Annotated in this window: 12 protein-coding genes; 5 read left to right on the top strand and 7 right to left on the bottom strand. The window is 71.8% G+C overall.

The window, feature by feature from the left end; genetic code table 11:
- Positions 1 to 47: 47 nt before the first annotated feature.
- From ACGF5G_RS11225 to ACGF5G_RS11200, 6 genes are all read right to left on the bottom strand, one after another.
- Positions 48 to 1,145 (bottom strand): succinate dehydrogenase/fumarate reductase iron-sulfur subunit, encoded by a 1,098-nt coding sequence (locus ACGF5G_RS11225; protein WP_393261372.1) that lies wholly within the window; start codon positions 1,143 to 1,145, stop codon positions 48 to 50.
- On the bottom strand, positions 1,145 to 3,097 hold the full coding sequence (locus ACGF5G_RS11220) for a fumarate reductase/succinate dehydrogenase flavoprotein subunit (protein WP_393261370.1): 1,953 nt from the start codon (positions 3,095 to 3,097) through the stop codon (positions 1,145 to 1,147). The genes ACGF5G_RS11225 and ACGF5G_RS11220 overlap by 1 nt, the downstream gene beginning before the upstream one ends.
- Before the next feature lie 13 nt (positions 3,098 to 3,110).
- Positions 3,111 to 3,917: a hypothetical protein gene (locus ACGF5G_RS11215; RefSeq protein WP_350703904.1), complete on the bottom strand. Its 807-nt coding sequence runs from the start codon at positions 3,915 to 3,917 to the stop codon at positions 3,111 to 3,113.
- Positions 3,918 to 4,271: 354 nt separating this feature from the next.
- Positions 4,272 to 5,702 carry a TldD/PmbA family protein gene (locus tag ACGF5G_RS11210; protein ID WP_393261368.1) on the bottom strand — a complete coding sequence of 477 codons (1,431 nt, stop codon included), beginning with the start codon at positions 5,700 to 5,702 and terminating at the stop codon, positions 4,272 to 4,274.
- A gap of 37 nt (positions 5,703 to 5,739) precedes the next feature.
- Positions 5,740 to 7,176, bottom strand: coding sequence for a TldD/PmbA family protein (locus ACGF5G_RS11205; protein WP_357694407.1), 1,437 nt, complete (start codon positions 7,174 to 7,176; stop codon positions 5,740 to 5,742).
- Between the two features lie 83 nt (positions 7,177 to 7,259).
- Entirely contained in the window at positions 7,260 to 7,808 is a 549-nt protein-coding gene (locus tag ACGF5G_RS11200; RefSeq protein WP_393261691.1) for a Uma2 family endonuclease, read from the bottom strand.
- A 273-nt stretch (positions 7,809 to 8,081) separates the two neighbouring features.
- Between ACGF5G_RS11200 and ACGF5G_RS11195 the strand changes: the two genes are divergently transcribed.
- From ACGF5G_RS11195 to ACGF5G_RS11175, 5 genes are all read left to right on the top strand, one after another.
- On the top strand, positions 8,082 to 9,137 hold the full coding sequence (locus tag ACGF5G_RS11195; RefSeq protein ID WP_393261689.1) for an ABC transporter ATP-binding protein: 1,056 nt from the start codon (positions 8,082 to 8,084) through the stop codon (positions 9,135 to 9,137).
- A 55-nt stretch (positions 9,138 to 9,192) separates the two neighbouring features.
- Positions 9,193 to 10,287 carry an ABC transporter ATP-binding protein gene (locus ACGF5G_RS11190; protein ID WP_393261366.1) on the top strand — a complete coding sequence of 365 codons (1,095 nt, stop codon included), beginning with the start codon at positions 9,193 to 9,195 and terminating at the stop codon, positions 10,285 to 10,287.
- The gene (locus tag ACGF5G_RS11185; RefSeq protein WP_393261364.1) at positions 10,284 to 11,291 is read left to right on the top strand and encodes an ABC transporter permease; all 1,008 of its coding nucleotides are present in this window, start codon (positions 10,284 to 10,286) and stop codon (positions 11,289 to 11,291) included. Before ACGF5G_RS11190 ends, ACGF5G_RS11185 begins: the two co-directional genes overlap by 4 nt.
- Before the next feature lie 9 nt (positions 11,292 to 11,300).
- A complete protein-coding gene (locus ACGF5G_RS11180; protein WP_393261362.1) occupies positions 11,301 to 12,287 on the top strand; it encodes an ABC transporter permease in 987 nt (328 codons plus the stop codon).
- 158 nt (positions 12,288 to 12,445) lie between these two features.
- Positions 12,446 to 14,188, top strand: a complete 1,743-nt coding sequence (locus ACGF5G_RS11175; RefSeq protein WP_393261360.1) for an ABC transporter substrate-binding protein — start codon at positions 12,446 to 12,448, stop codon at positions 14,186 to 14,188.
- A 137-nt stretch (positions 14,189 to 14,325) separates the two neighbouring features.
- On the opposite strand, the gene ACGF5G_RS11170 is transcribed toward ACGF5G_RS11175, so the two are convergent.
- The gene (locus ACGF5G_RS11170; RefSeq protein WP_393261357.1) at positions 14,326 to 16,467 is read right to left on the bottom strand and encodes a prolyl oligopeptidase family serine peptidase; all 2,142 of its coding nucleotides are present in this window, start codon (positions 16,465 to 16,467) and stop codon (positions 14,326 to 14,328) included.
- Positions 16,468 to 16,525 lie beyond the last annotated feature (58 nt).

Here is a 16,525-nt window from a genome sequence, read left to right as displayed (position 1 = left end):
ACGGGGGCCGGCGGCAACAGCCGCGGCCCCCGTCATCGTCGACGCCCTCAGTGCTTGTCCTGCTCCGGGTGGGCGAAGTTCAGGTGCTCCGGCGGCAGCGGGAAGGTCACGTCCTCGCCGAACGGCGACGGCGCCGCCGCCCGGTCGAAGGTGAGCTCCGTCAGCGGAAGCCTGCCGTGGGTGTCCACGGCCGGCGCCGTCGGCTTCGGCACCTCGCGGTGCCAGTTGACGCCGCGCTGCGCCTGCACCTCGGACTGCGGGTCGTGCGAGCCGCCCGCGTGCGAGTGCACGCCCCCGTGGGCCGCGCTGCCGTGCACCGCACCGCTGGCGTGCCCGCTGGTCACGATGGTCTGAGGCACCTGACCCCTCCGGAAGATCTTGCTACCAAGCCACACGAGGGGATCGTACCTGCGGTCGACGACCCGCTCCTTCATGGGGATGATCCCGTTGTCCGTGATCTTGATGTGCTCCGGGCAGACCTCGGTGCAGCACTTGGTGATGTTGCAGAATCCGAGGCCCTGTTCGGCCTGCGCGTACTCCTTGCGGTCGGTCCTCGCGTCGAGCGGGTGCATGTCCAGCTCCGCGGCCCGGATGAAGAACCGCGGCCCGGAGAACGCCTGCTTGTTCTCCTCGTGGTCCCGGATCACGTGGCAGACGTTCTGGCACAGGAAGCACTCGATGCACTTGCGGAACTCCTGCGAGCGTTCCACGTCGACCTGCTGCATCCGGTACTCGCCCGGGGCCAGGTCGGCCGGCGGCGCGAACGCCGGGGTCTCCCGCGCCTTCTCGTAGTTGAACGAGACGTCGGTGACCAGGTCCCGGATGATCGGGAAGGTGCGCAGTGGGGTGACCGTGACCGTCTCGTCCTCCGCGAAGGTGGACATCCGGGTCATGCAGCTAAGCCGCGGCTTGCCGTTGATCTCCATCGAGCAGGAGCCGCACTTGCCGGCCTTGCAGTTCCACCGGCAGGCCAGATCCGGGGCGTCGGTGGCCTGGAGCCGGTGGATGACGTCGAGGACCACCTCGCCCTCGTTCACCTCGACCATGTAGTCCTGCAGGTCGCCGCCGTTCTCGTCGCCGCGCCAGATGCGGAACTGGCGCTTGGCGCCGGGCTTGCCGGCCCCGGGGGACTTCTGCTCCGCCATTACTTGCCCGCCTCCTCGGCCTCGGCGTCGGCGACGAGGGCGTCGAACTCGGCGAGCTCCTCGTCCGTGAGGTACTTGGCCAGCTCCGCGCGGTCGAAGAGGCCGATCAGCTCCGCGCGCATCTTCGGCAGCGGCTTGCGCTCCAGGCGCACGGTGTCGCCGTCCAGCGAGCAGACCAGGTTGACCCGGCGCCACATCGGATCCATCGCCGGGTAGTCCTCCCGGGTGTGGCCGCCGCGCGACTCCTGCCGCTCCAGCGCCGCCTTCGCGGTGCACTCCGAGACCACCAGCATGTTGCGCAGGTCCAGCGCCAGGTGCCAGCCCGGGTTGTAGCGGCGGCCGCCGCTCGCGCTGACCTTGGCCACCCGCTCGCGCAGCTCCGCCAGCCGGCTCAGCGCGTCGGCCAGCTCGCCCTCGCGCCGGATGATCCCGACGAGGTCGCCCATCACCGCCTGGAGGTCCTGCTGGAGGGTGTACGGGCTCTCGCCGGTGTCCCGCTGCAACGGTGCCAGCGCGGTCTCCACCGCGGCCTCCACCGCCGCGACGTGGACCTTCGGGCGGGCCGGCAGGCTGTCGGCGTACGTGGCGGCGTGGCCGCCCGCGCGCTTGCCGAAGACCAGCAGGTCGGACAGCGAGTTGCCGCCGAGCCGGTTGGAGCCGTGCATGCCGCCGGAGACCTCACCCGCGGCGAAGAGCCCCCGCACGGTGCCGTACGCGGCGCCCGAGTCCGGGTCCACCTCCACGCCGCCCATCACGTAGTGGCAGGTCGGCCCGACCTCCATCGGCTCCTTGGTGATGTCGACGTCGGCCAGTTCCTTGAACTGGTGGTACATCGACGGCAGCCGGCGCCTGATCTCCTCGGCCGGCAGCCGGGAGGCGATGTCCAGGTAGACGCCGCCGGCGGGGGTGCCCCGGCCGGCCTTGACCTCGCTGTTGATCGCCCGGGCCACCTCGTCGCGGGGCAGCAGCTCCGGCGGGCGCCGGTTGTTGTCCGGGTCCTTGTACCAGCGATCCGCCTCGGCCTCGTTGTCCGCGTACTGCTTGCGGAAGACGTCGGGGACGTAGTCGAACATGAACCGCTTGCCGTCGGAGTTCTTCAGCACGCCGCCGTCGCCGCGCACCGACTCGGTGACCAGGATCCCCTTCACCGACACCGGCCAGACCATGCCGGTCGGGTGGAACTGGAGGAACTCCATGTTGATCAGCGTCGCGCCGGCGCGCAGGGCCAGCGCGTGCCCGTCCCCCGTGTACTCCCACGAGTTCGAGGTGACCTTGTAGGAGCGGCCGACGCCGCCGGTCGCCAGCACCACAGCCGGCGCCTCGAAGAGGACGAACTCGCCGGACTCCCGGTAGTAGCCGAACGCGCCGGCGACCCGGTCGCCGTCGAGTAGCAACTCGGTGATGGTGGTCTCGGCGAAGACCTTGATCCGGGCGTCGTACGAGCCGTGCTCCCGCTTGTCCTCCTGCTGGAGGGAGACGATCTTCTGCTGGAGGGTGCGGATCAGCTCCAGGCCGGTCCGGTCGCCGACGTGCGCCAGGCGCGGGTACTCGTGGCCGCCGAAGTTGCGCTGCGAGATCTTCCCGTCCTTGGTGCGGTCGAAGAGCGCGCCGTACGTCTCCAGCTCCCAGATCCGCTGCGGCGACTCCTTCGCGTGCAGCTCGGCCATCCGGAAGTTGTTGAGGAACTTGCCGCCGCGCATGGTGTCGCGGAAGTGCACCTGCCAGTTGTCCCGGCTGTTCACGTTGCCCATCGCGGCGGCGGCGCCGCCCTCGGCCATCACCGTGTGCGCCTTGCCGAAGAGCGACTTCGAGATGATCGCGGTCTTCTTGCCGGCGAGCCGGGCCTCGATCGCCGCGCGCAGGCCGGCGCCGCCGGCCCCGATCACGACGACGTCGTAGTGGTGTCGTTCGATTCGCGTGGTGGAGCTCGTGTGGTGGTGAGGATTGGTCATGTCAGGGGGCCCTCTAGTTGATGAACCGCAGGTCGTTGAACCAGCCCGCAGCGACCGCCATGACGTAGAAGTCCGTCAGGGCCAGGGTGCCGAGGGTGATCCAGGCGAGCTGCATGTGCCGGACGTTCAGGGCGGAGATGAAGGTCCAGGCCCGGTAGCGCACCGGGTGCTTGGAGAAGTGCTTGAGCCGCCCGCCGATGATGTGCCGGCAGGAGTGGCAGGAGATCGTGTACGCCCACAGCATGACCACGTTGCCGAGCAGGATGATGTTGCCCAGACCGAACCCGAAGCCCTTCGGCGAGTGGAAGGCCAGGATCGCGTCCCAGGTGTTGATCAGCGAGATGACGGCGGCGGCGTAGAAGAAGTAGCGGTGCAGGTTCTGGCCGAGCAGCGGGAACCGGGTCTCGCCGCCGTAGGACTGGTGCCCGTCCGGCACCGCGCACGCGGGCGGCGACAGCCAGAACGACCGGTAGTACGCCTTGCGGTAGTAGTAGCAGGTGAGGCGGAACAGCAGCAGGAACGGCAGGGTCAGCGCGGCGTCCGGGATGATCCACCAGCCGGGCAGGAAGCTGCCGAAGTGCGAGGAGCCCTCGACGCACCGTTCGGTGACGCAGGGGGAGTAGAACGGGGTCAGGTAGTGGTACGCGTCGACCCAGTAGTAGTCGTGCATGAAGACCCGGACCGTCGCGTACGCGACCCAAGCGCCGAGCCCGATCACGGTGAGCAGCGGGGCGAGCCACCAGCGATCGGTACGCAACGTCTTCGCCGCGATGGCGGCGCGCGCCCGCGCCCCCCGCGGCCTCGTTGCCGTTGATGTCATTCGAGTCGTCTCCCTGACGGGGCCCGCACGCGCGGGCGGATCAGTTTCCGGTCGGCACGCGGACCGGCGAACCCGCACCCGCTTGCCACGTCATGCGCACACCAACGACCGCGCCGGCGATACGGCGCAGCTAAGTGACACACGTTACGCCGATCTTTGCGGGCCGTCCGCGCAAGGCAGTGTCCCGTGTGTCCCGGCCGGTGGAAAGCCCCGAACGATGATCGATGTCCGGATGTTAAGAACCTCACCGGTCGCCTGTCCGTCGTACGCGCGCGACTCACCCGGAAGCGTCGCCGGCCCCGACTCCGCCGTGGAGCGGGCCGCCGGGCTCCGGTCTGTGAGCGGGCCGCGGGGTCAGCCGGAGGCGCCGCCCGTGAAGTTCCAGGAGGCCAGCCGCAGCGGTGGGGCCTCCCACCAGACGCCGTCCGTCCGGTCCGGCTGGCGTACCGCCCGGCTGCCGACGCCGAGCACCGCGCCGGGACCGAGGGCTCGGGGGTAGGACTCGGTGAAGCGCAGGTCGCGGACCGCCCGGGTCACCACGCCGTCCTCCACCAGCCAGACGCCGTTGCGGGTCAGGCCCGTGACGACCAGGCTCTTCGGATCGAGCACCCGGGTGTACCAGAGGTCGCTGACCAGCAGCCCCCGCCGCACCCGACCGACCATCCCGGCGGTGTCCCCGTCGACCACCGCACCCGCCACGCCGCCGCCCGCGCCCGCCGTGCCAGCGCCCGACGTCGCCGCCGGCGCGCCGCCGGTGGCCCCGGCACCCGTCGGCCCGGCCGCGTGCAGGCGCAGGTTGCGGGGCATCGGGCCCCACGTCGCGGCGCCGGCCAGCGCGTGCCCGGTCGAGGCCGCGCCGACCTCGACGGCGGTGCGCCGGTCGTGCGCCACCGTCCGGGTGGTGCCCGCCTCGACCAGGGTCACGGCGCGCCGGGGCGTGCCCTCGACGTCGAACGGCAGCCCGGAGCCGCCGAGCGGGTCGTCGACCAGGGTGACCGCCGGGTCGAACTGGGCCGCCCCCGGCTCGGCGAAGGACTGCCGCTCGGCGTACCGCTTGCCGTTGAAGCCGAACCAGGAGAGATTCTGGAGCAGGTCGGCGACGGCGGCCGGCTCCAGCACCACCTCGTAGCGGCCGGGCGGCAACTCGACCGGGTCGGCCGCGGCGCGCGCCTTGGCCGCGGCCCGGGCGCCGAGCGCGGCGCCGTCGATATCGGCCAGCCGGTCGGCGCAGAACCGGGCCACGCCGTCGGAGCCGCCGGTGCGGGCGATGCCGTCCATCGCCGCCTCGGCGGCACGGCCCCACGCCGAGTGGCCGGCCGAATTGGCGAACGCGGAGGAACGGTGCGCCGTGCGGCAGTAGCCGGCCGCCTCCAGCCCGCCGGCCGCCGCCACGAACGCGCGCACCAGCTCGGCCCGCTCGTCCGGCTCGGCGTACGCGGTGGCCTCGTCGAAGGTCGCGGCAGTCGGCGCCGGCGCCGGCGGGGCGAGGCCCGGCCAGGCCGGGTCGGGTGGACAGAGCCGCGCCGCGGCGAGGGTGCGCTCGACCAGCGCGCGCAGCCCGTCGGCGGTGACCACGCTGCCGCTGCCGGCGGCCGTGCGCCCGCCGACGTGCAGCCGCAGCCGGACCTCGACACCGGACTCGGCCACGTTCTGATGGATGAACGAGTTGGCGAACCGGGTCAGCGCCAGGTCGGCCCGGGTGACCACCGCCTCGGCCTGCGCGTCGGGCCCGCCGAGCCGGCGGACCAGCTCCACCACCTGACCGGCCATCTCCAGCTCACTCATGCTGCACCCTTTTCGTTCGCGACTGCGGGACTCGCGCTCACGCACGAACTCCTACCCGGACGTTGCGGAAGCGGGCCGGCGCGGCCGGGTGGCCGGTGTGGCCCACCTGGCCGGGTTGGCCCTTGCCGCAGTTGGGCGTGCCCCAGGCGACGGTCTCCGAGGAGAGCATGTCCATCGAACGCCAGAAGAGGGGACCGATGCCGGTGTAGGTGGGGTTGCGCAGCATCCGCCCACGCCGGCCCTTCTTCACCTCCCAGCCGATCTCGCAGCCGAACTGGAAGTTGAGCCGCTTGTCGTCGATCGACCAGGAGCGGTTGACGTCCATCAGCACCCCGTCGTCGGTGGCGGCGACGATCTCCTCCAGGGTGTGCGGGCCGGGCTCCAGGCCCACGTTGGTCATCCGCACCATCGGCAGCCGGGCCCAGCCGTCGGCGCGTACGCTGCCGCCGTGGTCCAGGCCGGCGACGGCGGCCGAGTCCCGGCCGGCGAGCACGCCCACCCAGCGCCCCTCGCGCACCGCGTCGCGCCTGACGGCCGGGGAGCCCTCGTCGTCGAAGCCGAAGCTGCCGAGCGCGCCGGGGATGGTGGGGTCGATGGTGACGTTCATGAGCTCGGAGCCGTAGCGCAGCGAGCCGAGCTGGGCCAGGTCCAACCAGGAGGTGCCGGCGAAGGCGGCCTCCCAGCCGAGGATCCGGTCCAGCTCGATGGCGTGCCCGACCGACTCGTGGATCTGCAGGGCGAGTTGCTCGCCGCCGAGGATGAGGTCGGTCTCGCCGGCGGGGCAGGGCGGCGCGGTGAGCAGCGCCCGGGCCTCCTCGGCGATCCGCGCCGCATGCGCGGCCAGGTCGAGCGAGGTGACCAGCTCCCAGCCGGTGGTGCCGTATTGGCCTCGGTAGCTCGGGTAGGAGCGGCGCTGGGTCTCCCCGTCACCGACGGCGGTGGCGGAGATGCCGCCGCCGCACTCGCGGATCCGCTGGTCGATCCGGTGCCCCTCGCTGGAGACGAACCACTTGGCCGTGTCCCAGACCTGGTAGAGGCCCTCGGCCACGTCGGCGCCGTGCTCCGCCATCGTCCGCGTGGCACCGACCAGCAGGTCACCCTTGTCGGAGAGCGGCACGCCGAGCGGGTCCACCACGCAGGGGGACGCCCAGCTCGCGGTCACCGCCGCGGCCGGCACCAGGTCGATCGGCGGCCCCGGGACCCGCGCGCTCGCCGCGGCGATCCGCGCGGCGCGCCGGCCGGCCTCGCGGGCGGCGGCGTCGGACAGCTCCGGTACGGCGTGGAAGCCCCAGCTCGACCCGACCAGCGCGCGGACGCCCAGCCCGATGCTCTCGTCCTGGGTCAGCTCCTCGATGTCGCCGTTGCGGGCCGACATGGACTCGTAGCGGCGGTGCATCACCCGGGCGTCGGCGTATCGGGCTCCCGCGTCGAGCGCGGCCTGCACCGCGGCGGCCGCCGCGTCGAACTCGGTCACGACGGCACCACCGGGTTGCGTTGATGATTCGCTCGCTGGCGCTCGCTCATGCGCCCGACCCTAGGCGAGCCCACCGACATCCGTCAGGCGAGCAGGTCCTCCGGCCGGATCGTGACCCGTACGGGCTCGGTCAGCTCCAGCTCGTCGCCGGCCTTGGTCACCGACCGCTCGACGTAGTGGGCGCCCTGCCGCTGGTACAGGTGCATGGTCAGGTTCTCCTGCTCCACGAGGAGGTACCACTCGATGCCGGCCGCCGCGTAGTAGTGCATCTTGAGCACCTTGTCGGTAGCGGCGTTGCTCGGTGCGATGATCTCGCACACCAGCCGCACATCGCGGGCGTCGATGACGAGCACGCGGAGATCGACGTCGTTGGTGATCACAAGGTCGGGTATCGGGATGCGTCCCGGCCGGAGCCGGACGTTCACCGCTTCCAGCACGCGTAGGCCGGCTGCCCGGACCGGTGCCCGGAGCGCGGCGCGCAACTCGCCAGAGATGTTCTGGTGAAGAGGGGTGGGTCCTGGGGTCACGTGAAGGCTCCAGTCGAAGAGCTCGACGCGGTCCTGCGTCTCGCCGAGGGCGAGGTACTCCTCTTCGGTCCACGGGCCGTCGTGGCCGAACACCGCCGCGGTCATGGTCACCTCCACCTCATCGACGGGATCCTCCCGTGACTGACGCAGCCATGGTCGCACCTGAGGTGCGTCGGATGTTTCAGTTGTGGCGGTGGATGTGCTGGTGGGGGTGTCGGAGCCCGTTGCAGAGTCGTTACGCTGTGGCCCGCTGACAGCCCTCGGTTTTGTAGCTTATTTTCACCCTCAGTGATTTCCTGTAGGTTCTCTTCGTCACTGAGGGAGGCGGTCGTGGGCAGTCCGGAGTCGGCGTCGTCCGGGGAACCGGGCCGCCCCAGCGTGCCGGAGCAGCGCTCCGGCCAGGATCCGTACCTGCGGGTGAGCGACCTGCGGGTCCGCTTCGACACCGAGGACGGCGTGGTGCGCGCGGTCGACGGGGTGTCCTTCGCGGTGGAGCGGGGGCGCACGCTCGGCATCGTCGGCGAGTCGGGCTCGGGCAAGAGCGTCACCTCGCTGGCCATCCTCGGCCTGCACAACGCCAAGCGGACCACCATCACCGGGGAGATCTCCGTCGGCGGGCGCCAACTGGTCGGCCTGCCGGAGGAGGAGGTACGCCGGCTGCGCGGCCGGGACATGGCGATGATCTTCCAGGACCCGCTGTCCGCGCTGCACCCGTACTTCACGGTGGGCAGGCAGATCGCCGAGGCGTACCGGGTGCACCACCCGAAGGCCGGCAAGCGCGAGGCCCGCCAGCGCGCGGTGGACATGCTGGGCCGGGTCGGCATCCCGCAGCCGGCCCGCCGCTTCGACCAGTACCCGCACGAGTTCTCCGGCGGCATGCGGCAGCGGGCGATGATCGCCATGGCGCTGGTCAACGACCCGGACCTGCTGATCGCCGACGAACCGACCACCGCCCTGGACGTGACCGTGCAGGCGCAGATCCTCGACCTGCTGGCCGACCTCCAGGCCGAGTTCCACTCCGCGATCATCATGATCACGCACGATCTGGGTGTGGTCAGCCAGGTCGCCGACGAGGTGCTGGTCATGTACGGCGGGCGGGCCGTCGAGCACGGCAGCGTCGAGCAGGTGCTCCGTCGGCCGCAGCACCCGTACACCTGGGGCCTGCTCTCCAGCGTGCCCTCCCTGCACGGCGACGCGGACGCGGACCTGGTGCCGATCAAGGGCAACCCGCCCAGCCTGATCAACCTCCCGCCCGGCTGCGCCTTCCACCCGCGCTGCCGGTACGCCGATCGCAACGGCGACCGCTCGCGCACCGAGGTCCCGGAGCTGCGCCCGGCGGGCGCGCCCGGCCACCTGGTGGCCTGTCACCTCTCCGCCGACGACCGGACCCGGTTGTACGCGGAGGACATCGCCCACGTGGGGGTGGCTCGGTGAGCGCGAGGAACGCAGCGGAGCGGAGTCCCGCAGTCGCGAACGAAGGTGGGCCCCGATGAGTGTGGAGACGGTCGAGCCGCTGCTGCGGGTGCGCGGGCTGGCCAAGCACTTCCCGGTGCGCAGCGGGCTGCGGAGCACGGGCCTGGTGCGGGCCGTGGACGGGCTGGACTTCGACGTGCGCCCGGGCGAGACGCTCGGCCTGGTGGGGGAGTCCGGCTGCGGCAAGACGACGACCGGCCGGATGCTGGTCCGCCTGCTGGAGCCCAGCGCGGGGAGCATCGAGTTCGCCGGGCGGGACATCACCCACGCCGGCCGGCGCGAGCTGCGCCCGCTGCGGCAGGACCTTCAGATCATCTTCCAGGACCCGTACGCCTCGCTGAACCCCCGGCACACCGTCGGCCGGATCGTCGCGATGCCGTTGCAGGTCAACGGGATCGACCCGCCGGGCGGGATCAAGGCCCGCGTGCAGGAGCTGCTGGAGCTGGTCGGGCTGAACCCGGAGCACTACAACCGGTACCCGCACGAGTTCTCCGGCGGCCAGCGCCAGCGCATCGGCATCGCCCGCGCCCTGGCGCTGCGGCCGAAGCTGATCGTCGCCGACGAGCCGGTCTCCGCCCTGGACGTGTCGATCCAGGCGCAGGTGGTCAACCTGCTCCGCGACCTGCAGCGCGACCTGGGCCTGGCGTTCGTCTTCATCGCGCACGACCTGGCCGTGGTGCGGCACTTCTGCCAGCGGGTCGCCGTCATGTACCTCGGCAAGATCGTCGAGATCGGCGACCGGGACGACATCTACGAGCGCCCGCAGCACCCGTACACCCGGGCGCTGCTCTCGGCGATCCCGGACGTCACCAAGCTCGGCCCGGCCGGCCGGATCCGGCTGGCCGGCGACGTGCCCACCCCGCTCAACCCGCCGTCGGGCTGCCGGTTCCGCACCCGTTGCTGGAAGGCGCAGGACATCTGCGCCACCGAGGAGCCGGCGCTGGTGCCCCGCGACGGCGGAAGCCAGGCTGCGGCCTGCCACTTCCCGGAGCGGGGGCCCGTCGAGGCCGCCCCGGCCGGGCAGCCGGCGACGTCGGCCGCCGGGCCGGCGGACGGCGTGGGCGGCGAGCCGGCGGGCACGGGTGCGGGCGTCGAGGAGGTGTCGAGATGAGCATGTCCCCGGTGGAGGGCGTGGCGCTGGCCGAGATCGACTCGGGTGGCGGCGCCGACGCGCCGAAGGAGAAGGGCTTCGTCGGCCGGTCGCCCGGCCAACTCGCCATGCTCCGGCTGCGCCGCGACCGGACGGCGATGGCCAGCGGGGCGATGCTGGTCTTCTTCGTGCTGGTGGCGCTCGCCGCGCCGCTGATCGAGGCGTTCTACGGGATCAGCCCGCGCGACCAGTTCCAGGCCAAGCTGGACGGCTTCGGCATGCCGCTGGGCTACGCCGGTGGCGTGTCGGGGGACCACTTCTTCGGGCTGGAGCCCAACCTCGGCCGGGACATCTTCATCCGGCTGGTGTACGGCCTGCGTACCTCGCTGCTGATCGCCTTCGCGGCGGCGGTGATCACGGCGGCCATCGGCATCGCGCTCGGCGCGCTCGCCGGCTACCTCGGCGGCTGGCTCGACGCGGTGATCAACTGGATCACCGACCTGACCCTGGCCATGCCGTTCCTGATCATCGCGCTGGCCCTGACCCCGACCCTGACGCTGCGCTTCTACGGCGAGCGGGACGCGGTCTCGCCCGCCTTCGGGGTCGGGGTGCTGATCGCCGTCTTCGCGATCTTCGGCTGGACCGGCACCGCCCGGCTGGTCCGCGGCCAGGTGATCGCGCTGCGCGAGCGGGAGTTCGTGGAGGCCGCCAAGGCCAGCGGCGCCGGGCTGGCGCACATGCTCTTCCGGCAACTGCTGCCGAACATCTGGGCGCCGATCCTGGTGTCGTTCTCGTTGGCGGTGCCGCAGTTCATCACCAGCGAGGCCGCGCTGTCGTTCATCGGGGTCGGGCTGACCGAGGAGACGCCGAGCTTCGGTCGGATGATCTACCAGAGCCTGGACTACCTCCAGACCGACCCGGCGTTCGTCTTCTTCCCCGGCATCATGATCTTCGCGCTCGTGTTCGCGTTCAACCTCTTCGGCGACGCGCTGCGCGACGCGCTCGACCCGAAGTCGTCCCGGTAGGGGTTTCCGATGGCGCGCTTCCTGATCAAGCGGATCTTCTCCGCGGTGCTCACCCTGTTCGCGGTGAGCGTGCTGACCTTCCTGATGTTCTTCGCGCTGCCCCGCGACCCGGTCAGCGGCATGTGCCCGAAGAACTGCAACCCCGAGCGGCTGGAGCGGGTCCGCGAGGAGTTGGGCCTGCGCGACCCGCTGATCACCCAGTACGCCGGCTACATGAAGGGCATCTTCACCGGGCGGGACCTGGGCAGCGCCCAGGGCGGCCGGTGCGACGCGCCCTGCCTGGGCTGGTCGTACGTCAACAACGAGGCGGTGCTGGACACCATCGCCCGGGTACTGCCGGTGACGCTGAGCATCGTGATCCCGGCGGCGATCCTCTGGCTGCTGCTCGGCGTCGGCCTCGGCATGGTCTCGGCGCTGCGCCGGGGCACCTGGCTCGACCGGGCCGCGATCGGCTTCTCGCTGACCGGTGCCTCGCTGCAGCTCTACTTCGTCGGCGCGGTGCTGCTGCTGGTCTTCGTCTACAACCTGCGCCTGCTGCCCGTGCCGAGCTACACGTCGATCTTCGACAATCCCCTGAAGTGGGCCAGCGGCCTGGTGCTCTCCTGGGTCGCGCTGGCCTTCCTCTTCTCCGCCATCTACGCCCGGCTGTCGAGGGCGCAGATGCTGGAGACGCTCTCCGAGGACTTCGTGCGCACCGCGCGGGCGAAGGGCCTGGCGAAACCGAAGGTGTACGGGCGGCACGCGCTGCGCGCCGCGATCACCCCGGTGGTCACCATCGCCGGCCTGGACGTCGGGGCGGCGCTGGGCGGCACGGTGATCACCGAGACCACCTTCGGCATCCAGGGGCTGGGGCGGACCGCCGTCGAGGCGGTGCGCGCCGGCGACCTGCCCACCATCATGGCGACCGTGCTCATCTCGGCGGTCTTCGTGGTGCTCGCCAACGTGCTGGTCGACCTGCTCTACGCCGCCATCGACCCCCGCGTACGGCTCGGGTGAACCGCCCGTCCCGGCCGGCACGCCCGCCCCGGGTGTCCGCCGGTCGGATGGCGGTGAAATTTATCGACAACTGTTACACAACTCGTAGGTTTTCTTCTTTACGATCCTCGGGACGTCGGCGTTCACGCCCGGCGGCACCTGGGTGGAGGAGGTAGGAGATGCGACCACGCGTGGCGGCCGCCGCAGGCGGCGCGATCGCTCTGGTTGTGGCATTGGGTGCGTGCTCGGAGAACACGGGCGAGGGCACCACGGTGGACACCAACCGGCAGCAGACCGGGGTCATCGCGACGGACCCGAAGGACTCCAAGGGCCCGGCGGCCGAGGTGCCGGGCGCCCAGAAGGGCGGCACCTTCACGATCATCCGGGAGACCCCCATCTCCCACCTGGACCCGCAGCGGACGTACTCGTTCGCCGGCCTGATGACGTCGCCGCTGTTCTCCCGTTACCTGACCACGTGGAAGGACGACGGCAAGGGCGGCCTGGTCCTCGTCGGCGACCTGGCCGAGACGCCGGGCACCAACGTCAACAACGACTGCAAGGTCTGGGAATTCAAGATCAAGGACGGGGTCAAGTTCGAGGACGGCCGCCCGATCACCTCCAAGGAGATCGCGTACGGCATCGCCCGCTCCTTCGACCCGGACCTGTCGGGCGGCCCCACCTACATCCAGGAGTGGCTGGCCGACAGCCCGCAGTTCGACACCAAGTGGGACTTCAAGAAGAACAAGACCTCGCTGCCCCCGGGCCTGAGCACCCCGGACGCGAAGACCCTGCGCTTCGAGTTCGCCAAGCCCCGCTGTGACCTGCCGTTCGCGGTCTCGCTGCCGACCACCGCGCCGCTGCCGGCCGACAAGGACACCGGCGTCAACCTGGACCACCAGCCGTTCTCGTCCGGTCCCTACAAGATCGCCAAGAACCAGGTCGGCGTGCAGATCACCCTGGACCGCAACCCGCACTGGGACCCGAACACCGACCCGGTGCGGCACCAGTACCCGGACCAGTTCGTCTGGAGCTTCGGCGCGACGGCCGACGCCGCGAACAACCGGGTGATCGCCGACAACGGCGCCGACCAGAGCGCCGTCGCCTTCAACTACGTGCCCGCCTCGCTGGTCGCCAAGGTCGCCAACGACCCGGCGCTCAAGGAGCGGACCATCCTCTCCCCGACGCCGAGCTCCAACCAGCTCGTCATCAACAACCAGCGGGTGAAGGACCTGAAGGTCCGCCAGGCGCTGAACTACGCCATCGACCGCGAGGGCCTGATCAAGTCCGTCGGCGGGCAGACCGTCGCCTCCCCGATGACCACGCTGATGCCGTCGTCGACGATCGGCTACAAGGCGTTCGACGCGTACCCGGCCGGCGCCAACGGCAACGTCGACAAGGCCAAGGAGTTGCTCGGCGGCCAGACGCCGGAGCTGGTCCTGGGCGTCGCGGACAACACGACCGAGCAGCAGATGGCCACCCAGCTCAAGGGCAACCTGGAGCGGGCCGGCTTCAAGATCACGGTCCGTAACATCCCGGACGACTCGAAGCTCGACGAGGTCAAGAAGAAGGACAACCCCTGGGACCTGTACATCGGTAACTGGGCGGCGGACTGGCCGAGCGGCGCCTCGATCCTGCCGGTGCTCTACGACGGCCGCACCATCAAGGCCGAGGGCAACAGCAACAGCGCGTACTTCAACGACCCGGCGATCAACGCCGAGTTCGACCGGATCCTGGCCCTGCCGCCGGGCGAGCAGGGCCCGGAGTGGGCCAAGCTCGACGAGCGGATCATGAAGGAGCACGCCCCGGTGGTGCCGCTCTACGTCGACGTGGCCTACCTCGTGCACGGCTCCAAGGCCGGCGGGGTCTTCGTCTCCAGCGTCTTCGGCTACCCGGCCTTCGTGAACGCGTACGTCAAGAAGTAACCCTCAGGCACCAACCGCACGGACGGGCCCCGGTCGACAACGTCGTCGACCGGGGCCTCCGCGCATCCGCCCCGCGCCGCCCGTCGTGTTAGGAAGGGCCCCTTCCTCTACCGCAGGCGTTAACAAGGTGCCCTTCCTTACAGGTGCCGGCGGACGAAGTCCAGCTCCAGCCTGAGCAGGCGTTCCGCGGTGCCGCCGGCGGCCATGTGGGTGGCCCCGGTCAGCGGGAGCACCGAGTGCGGCCGGCCGGTCGCCAGCAGCGCCGCCGAAAGGCGCAAGGTGTGCGCGGCCACCACGTTGTCGTCGACCAGGCCGTGCACCAGCAGCAGCGGCCGGGCCGACTCCGGATCGGCCACCGGCTCGCCGGCCAGCTCCACCAGCGAGTGGTGCGCGTAGATGTCCGTGCCGTCGTCCGGCAGGCCAAGGTAGCGCTCCGTGTACGCGGTGTCGTACAGCGCCCAGTCGGTGACCGGTGCCCCGACGATGCCGCACCGGAACAGCTCCGGGTGCCGCAGCACCGCCAGCCCCGCCAGCCAGCCGCCGAACGACCAGCCGCGCACGGCCACCCGGCCGAGATCGAGGTCGGGGTGCTTGCCGGCCAGCGCGGTGAGTGCGTCCACCTGGTCGAGCAGCACGACGTCGGCCACCCGCCGGTGGATCGCCTTCTCGAAGGAGGGGGCCACGCCCGGGGTGCCGCGGTTGTCGACGGTGACCACCGCGAAGCCGGCGTCGGCCCACCACTGGCGCTCCAGCCAGGCCGAGCGGGCGGCCAGCACCTCCTGGTGCCCCGGCCCGCCGTAGACGTCCAGCAGCACCGGCAGCCGCCGCCCGGTGACGTAGTTGTCCGGGTAGAGCACCGCCGTCGGCAGCCGCCGGTCGGTGACCCGCTCCAACAGCGGCAGCGGAGAATACGGCGGGGTCGCGGCGAGCGAACGCAGCACGCCCACCTCGCGCTCGCCCTGCCACACCGTCCACCGGGTGCCCGGGTGGTCGAGCGAGGCGCTGCCCACCACCAGGACGTCCCCGCCGACGGCGGCGGTGTGCCAGCCCGGGTCGGTGGTGATCCGGCGGGCGTCGACGCCGCCGCCGATCGTGGTGCGTACCCGGAACAGGTGCCGCTCGCTCGGCTCCCCGTCGCTCGCCTCCACCAGCAGGTCGGCCGGGCCGGTGCCGCCGGGCAGCCGCCCCACCACCCGCCGCACGTAGAGCGACGGCGGGGTGAGCAGGGTGCCGTCGGCGAAGAGGCAGCGGGCGTCGTACCCGTCGTGGGCCAGTTCCCCGCCGACCAGCACCCGGCCGTCCGGCAGGTGCGCCGGGGTGCCGGGGATCGGCTCCACCCAGCGCGGGTCGGCCAGCTCGGCGTGCACCTGCGTCTCGCCGGTACGCGGGTCGACCGCGAGCACCAGGCCGTGCTGCTGGGAACGGCGCAGCACGGTGATCAGCGGCCCGCCGTCGGCCCAGTGCACCGCGGTCAGGTACGGGTAGGTCTCCCGGTCCCAGTGCACGTCGACCCAGCCGTCGTCGAGGTCGAGCAGGTGCAGGCTGACCTCGGCGTTCGGGCCGCCCGCCCGGGGGTACGCGACCGTGGTCGGCGGGCTCGCCGGGTCGGCCGGGTCGTGCAGGTGCCAGCGGTCCAGCCGGGACTCGTCCACCCGGGCGGCCAGCACGGAGCGCCCGTCGGGCGCCCACCAGTAGCCGCGGAACCGGTCGAACTCCTCGGCCGCGATGTGCTCGGCCAACCCCCAGGTCACCCCGGAGTCCTCGCCGGCCAGCAGGGTGTCCGTGCCGTCGTGCTCGACCACCCGCAGCTGACCCCGGCGGACCCCCTCGGCGGCGTCGGTCACGTACGCCAGGCGCTGCCCGGTCGGGTCGGGCCGCGGGTCGAGCACCGGGCCGACGGTGGCCACCTCGACCACGTCACCGTGCACCAGGTCGGCCCGGAACAGCCGCCCGGCCAGCGCGAAGACCGCCACCCGGCCGGCGGCGTCCAGCGCGTACGAGCCGATGCCGGAGGCGCTCAGCCGCAGCCGCTCGCGCAGCGCGCGCTCGCCCGGGCTGAGCGCGTCGACGTCGACGTCCGCCCCGAGCAGCGTCGCCGGGTCGGCGACCAGCCGTTCCTCGCCGGTCGCCACGTCCAGCAGCCAGAGCGCGTCGGCCGGGTCCTCCGGGCCGGCCGAGCGCAGGAAGACCACCCGGGAGCCGTCGTCGGCCACGGCGACCGCGCGCGGCGCTCCGCGGCTGAACCGGCGGGTGCGGGCGGCCAGCTCCGGAAAGTCCACAGGCCAGATCGTAGAGCGGCGCCGGGGGTGATGTGGCCGACCTGCGTGGACGCGTCAC

Origin of the sequence: Micromonospora sp. NPDC047730 (assembly GCF_043204765.1) — a bacterium.
Classification (GTDB): Bacteria; Actinomycetota; Actinomycetes; order Mycobacteriales; family Micromonosporaceae; genus Micromonospora.
Note: the sequence above shows the minus strand (reverse complement) of the source record. Positions and strands in the feature narration are given on the sequence as shown.